Source organism: Tardiphaga sp. (genome assembly GCF_025356345.1).
In the GTDB taxonomy this organism is placed as follows: Bacteria; Pseudomonadota; Alphaproteobacteria; order Rhizobiales; family Xanthobacteraceae; genus Tardiphaga.
Window position 1 is genome coordinate 1 of record NZ_JANXTC010000245.1, and the last position, 4,323, is coordinate 4,323.

5 protein-coding genes and 1 pseudogene are annotated in these 4,323 nt (G+C 63.7%); 5 read left to right on the forward strand and 1 reads right to left on the reverse strand.

Going from position 1 to position 4,323, the window contains the following annotated elements:
* From Q0S16_RS14890 to Q0S16_RS14910, 5 genes and pseudogenes are all read left to right on the forward strand, one after another.
* A partial coding sequence (locus tag Q0S16_RS14890; RefSeq protein ID WP_295849564.1) for an ABC transporter substrate-binding protein occupies positions 1–870 on the forward strand: 870 nt, incomplete at its 5' end.
* A gap of 64 nt (positions 871–934) precedes the next feature.
* Positions 935–1,681: an ABC transporter ATP-binding protein gene (locus Q0S16_RS14895; RefSeq protein ID WP_295849566.1), complete on the forward strand. Its 747-nt coding sequence runs from the start codon at positions 935–937 to the stop codon at positions 1,679–1,681.
* On the forward strand, positions 1,678–2,487 hold the full coding sequence (locus Q0S16_RS14900) for an ABC transporter permease (RefSeq protein ID WP_295849568.1): 810 nt from the start codon (positions 1,678–1,680) through the stop codon (positions 2,485–2,487). The genes Q0S16_RS14895 and Q0S16_RS14900 overlap by 4 nt, the downstream gene beginning before the upstream one ends.
* On the forward strand, positions 2,484–3,080 hold the full coding sequence (locus tag Q0S16_RS14905) for a DMT family transporter (RefSeq protein ID WP_295849570.1): 597 nt from the start codon (positions 2,484–2,486) through the stop codon (positions 3,078–3,080). Before Q0S16_RS14900 ends, Q0S16_RS14905 begins: the two co-directional genes overlap by 4 nt.
* A gap of 51 nt (positions 3,081–3,131) precedes the next feature.
* Positions 3,132–3,495 (forward strand): annotated as a pseudogene (locus tag Q0S16_RS14910) (LuxR C-terminal-related transcriptional regulator); the annotation flags it as partial.
* Between the two features lie 190 nt (positions 3,496–3,685).
* Here the strand turns inward: Q0S16_RS14910 and Q0S16_RS14915 are convergent.
* Positions 3,686–4,323: LysR substrate-binding domain-containing protein (locus tag Q0S16_RS14915; RefSeq protein ID WP_295849572.1), on the reverse strand; the 638-nt coding region annotated here is incomplete at its 5' end.

Genomic DNA, 4,323 nt, shown 5'->3' on the forward strand with positions numbered 1-4,323 from the left:
TGGGGCGTGCAGGCGGCGATGCATCTGGCGCAGAACAAAGGTTGGTTCAAGGAGGCCAAGCTCGACGTCGACGTGCAGGACGGCCGCGGCTCCGGCAATACGATCCAGCTCGTCAATGCCGGACAGGTCGATGTCGGTCAGGTCCAGGTCGGGCTGGCTGTGTCGGCGCGCGCCAAGGGCGCCACGATCCGCTCGATCGCCACCTTCCAGCGTCAGACCGATCTGTGCGTCCTGGTCGACAAGGCCTCGCCGATCCAGAAGGTTGCCGATCTGCGCGGCAAGAGCGTCGTCGTATTCGCCGCGAGCCCGTGGGCGCCGTTCATCGACACCTACCTGAAAGCCGGCGGCCTGACCCGCGACGACCTCAAGGTCGAGGTGGTCGATCCCGCGGCGCTGTGGGGCACCTACATCGCCAAGCGCGCTGACGGCCTGATGTCGACGGTCGGCTCAGCCGTGCCGCTCGCCGAAGCCGCGCGGCCGTCGAAGTGCCTACTGGCGTCGGACGCCGGTATCTCGTTTCCGAGCTATGGCCTGGTCGCGCGCGACGAAGTGATCGCCAGCCGGGGACCTGTGCTGAAGCGCCTGATCCAGGTGCAGCAGCGCGCCTGGGAGCACTTGCGCAGCAATCCCGAAGACGGCGTCAAGGCGATGATCGCCGAGCGCCCCGATGCGAAACTCGATCCGGCGGTGCTGCTCGGGCAGATCAAGCTGACCCTTGACTATTTCGACACCCCGGCCTCGAAGGGCAAGCCAATTGGCTGGCAGGCCGCGTCCGACTGGGAGGCGGCCGCGAAGTCGATGGAAGCCGCCGGCGTGCTGCCTGCTGGTTGGAAAGCAGCTGATTACTACACCAATAGCCTCGTTGAGTAACATGTTGAAAAACCCTGCTTCGACGCCAGCTTCGGAGCCGGCTGCCTACGTATCGCTCGCCCACGTGGGGAAGACCTATTCTTCCCCACGTGGGCCGGTCGCGGCGCTGGTCGACATCAATCTCGACGTCCAGCCCCGCGAATTCGTCAGCGTGGTCGGCCCGTCCGGCTGCGGCAAGAGCACGCTGCTGAAACTGGTCGCCGGGCTCGAGGATGTTTCCTCGGGCGGCATATATATCGCGGGCCGGCGATTGACCGGGACACCGGACCGCCTCGGCGTTGTGTTTCAGCGCGACGTACTGCTGGACTGGCGCACCATCCTCGACAACGTGATGCTGTCGATCGAATTCACCCGCAAGCCGACCGGAGACGAACGGGCGCGGGCGATGGCGTTGCTGAACCGTTTCGGGCTCGGAGGCTTCGAGCATCGCTTTCCCTGGGAATTGTCGGGCGGCATGCGGCAGCGCGCCTCGATCTGCCGCGCGCTGCTGGCCGATCCTGACCTGCTGCTGATGGACGAGCCGTTCGGCGCGCTGGACGCGATGACACGCGACGATCTCAACATTGAGCTCGCGCAGATCTGGCAGGATGCCCGCAAGACCCTGCTGTTCATCACCCATTCGATCGCCGAAGCTGTGTTCCTGTCGGACCGCGTGGTGATGATGAGCAAGGCGCCCGGTATGGTCGTCGATATCATCACTATCGATCTGCCGCGGCCGCGGCTTTTGGCCGTGCGCGACACGCCGGAATTCGTGGCCTATGTGCATCGTATCCGCCATCACTTCGCCGAACTGGGAATAGTCAAGGAATGATCGGTCTCGTAAAGCGTCTGTTTCTCGGCGACAACGAAACCCGCGACGTCGTCATCGTGCTTGCGGCAGCGATGATCTTGTGGGAAGTCGCCGTCAGGCTGCTGCAGCCGTCGCCGCTGATCCTGCCGGCGCCGTCGGCGATCTTCATGGCCTTCCTGGAGACGCCTGGTCTGTTTCTGCGCCATCTCGGCTTTACGCTGTGGATGACATGTCTTGGCTTTACGCTGGCGGTGGTACTCGGTGTCGCGCTGGCGGTCGGCATCGTCTATTCGAAGTTCCTCGAGCGCACGATCTACACCTTGCTGGTCGCGCTGAACTCGATCCCGAAAGTGGCGCTGGCGCCTTTGTTCGTGATCTGGATGGGCACCGGCCCCGAGCCGAAGGTGGCGATCGCCTTGATGCTGGCGATCTTTCCAATCGTGATCGACATGGTGCTCGGCCTGCGCTCGGTCGATCCCGACATGCTGGCGCTCGCCAAGGTGTCGAAGGCATCGGCTTGGACGGTGCTGCTCAAGATCCGCTTCCCCTGCGCGCTGCCGAGCCTGTTCGCGGGCATGAAAGTGGCGATCTCGTTCGCCTTGGTGGGAGCGATCGTAGGCGAATTTGTCGCCGGCAGCCGCGGCATTGGCTTCCAGATCCTGGTTGCGCAGGGCCAGTTCGACACCGTGCGGGTGTTTGTCTCGCTGCTGTTGCTCGGGATCGTCGGCACCATCCTGTTTTTCCTCGTCGACTATGCCGAGCGCGCCTGCCTGCCGTGGCACGTCTCGCAGCGCGGGCGCCACCAGCCTGCCGCCAAGTCCGCATGATCGGCGGCTCCCGCTCGCTCGGGACGCTGGCGCTGATCGCGACGGCCGCGTTGTGGGGGAGCAACCATGTGGTCGCGCGCGTCGCGCGCAATGCGGCGCCGTTGCCGGCGCTGGTGTTCTGGCGCTGGCTGCTGGCGGTCGCGATCCTTACCGTCATCGCATGGCCCGCTCTCCGTCGGGGCTGGCTCGTCATCCGTCCGCGACTCGGCGAGTTGACGCTCGGCGGCGCCGTCGGAATCGGGCTGTTTTCGTTTTTCCTGATGGGCGGCGCCGATGAGAGTCTGGTCATCGAGGTCGGCTTCATCAACGCGACCACGCCAGTCTGGGTTGTGCTGCTGGGGGTGCTGCTGGGCGGCACGCGACCGACGAGCTCCGCAAAGATAGGACTAGCCTTGGCCTTCGCCGGTACGCTGATGAACGGTGTGACGTGCGAGGCGGCAATTCTTTATCTGACGCCGCTTTGCACCGCGCCGTTCTCGTTTGTGTCGCTCGCCGAGCAACTCGCGTGGTACCATGCCGCAGAGATCGTCGCGATCTTCGCCGGATTGCTGCTGCTCGGGCGGCCGCCGATCCCCACCCCGGCCACGCCGTGACTAGCGCCGGGCCGGATGAACGTCACCAAGCGCCCCGCCGATCGGCGCGGCATTCCGATGACCGTGCAGGCGATGAAGGCGGGATCTGTGGATTTTTTGACCAAGCCGGTGCGTGGTCAAACCCTGCTTGACGCAATTCATGCTGCTCTTGAGACCGATTCCAAAAGTCAGCCAAGGTATTCGCGTTGAAGCTGATTGTAAGAAATCTGGCAACCCTGACGCAACGCGAGCGCGAGGACTTTTAAGAAGTGATGAACGGGCGCTTGATCAAGTAGATCGCATTCGATCTCGGAATCAGTGAGGTGGAAGTCAAGCTGCGCCGCGGCAAGCCATGCATAAGATGGCCGCCGCCACGTTCGGGCAGATGATTCGAATCTCGGAGAACACACCTAAAGCAATGCCGACTCGACTGTGAAAGCGATTGACGATTCGGTCGCCATCTGACGCGCAAAGGCTGCTATTGGCGCAAAGCTGACGGTCGCTGACGCGTGCAGTGATGTCGAGGGACCTAGTGCGGATAATGGACGATCAGGGGGTCGTTGCTGTTTTGCGAGGTTGCCCGGACTGAGCTGCATTTAGCAGCGTTTACAGATTCCGGTTGAGGATCAGGCCGGCTGCTCATCGGCAGCAACATTTCGATTCCAGGTCCCGAGACCATGGGTGTCACCGCGCAGCACGCCCAGCATCGCTAGCCGATGCACTTCAGTTTGCAGCATGCGGATCACGGAGCGGATCAGCGGCGTTACCGGCTTATTCGGTGGCGTCGCGATCACCAGCAGGGCGCGCATCGCTGGGCTGGAAAACGGGCGGGCCCGCAGTCGTCCTTCCTGAACCTCGCGATGCACCGCGCCGAATGGCAACACCGTGCAGCCCATGCCGCGTTCGACCAATTGCTTGAGCGCTGCAACGCAGTCGATCTCGGCCTGCACCCGCGGCTGCACCCGCTCAGACCAGCACGCGGCATCGACCACCCGGCGCAAGCCATTGCCGGGGCCCGGCAGAAGGCAGGCCCGGCTGGCAAGTTCGCTGATTTCCACCGCAGCCGTGCCGCGGTTATCGGGAGCTTCGATGAGAAACAGATCTTCCAGCAACAGAGGCGTGGCAAGGCTGTTGGTGCCGCGCCGGGCGTCGTAGAGCACCGCGATATCCAGCCGGCCGGTCTCGATCCATTCCAGCAACACGCCGCTGAAACTTTCACGCATGCGCAGATGCGCCATGGGATGGGTGGCAGCAAACGCTGTGG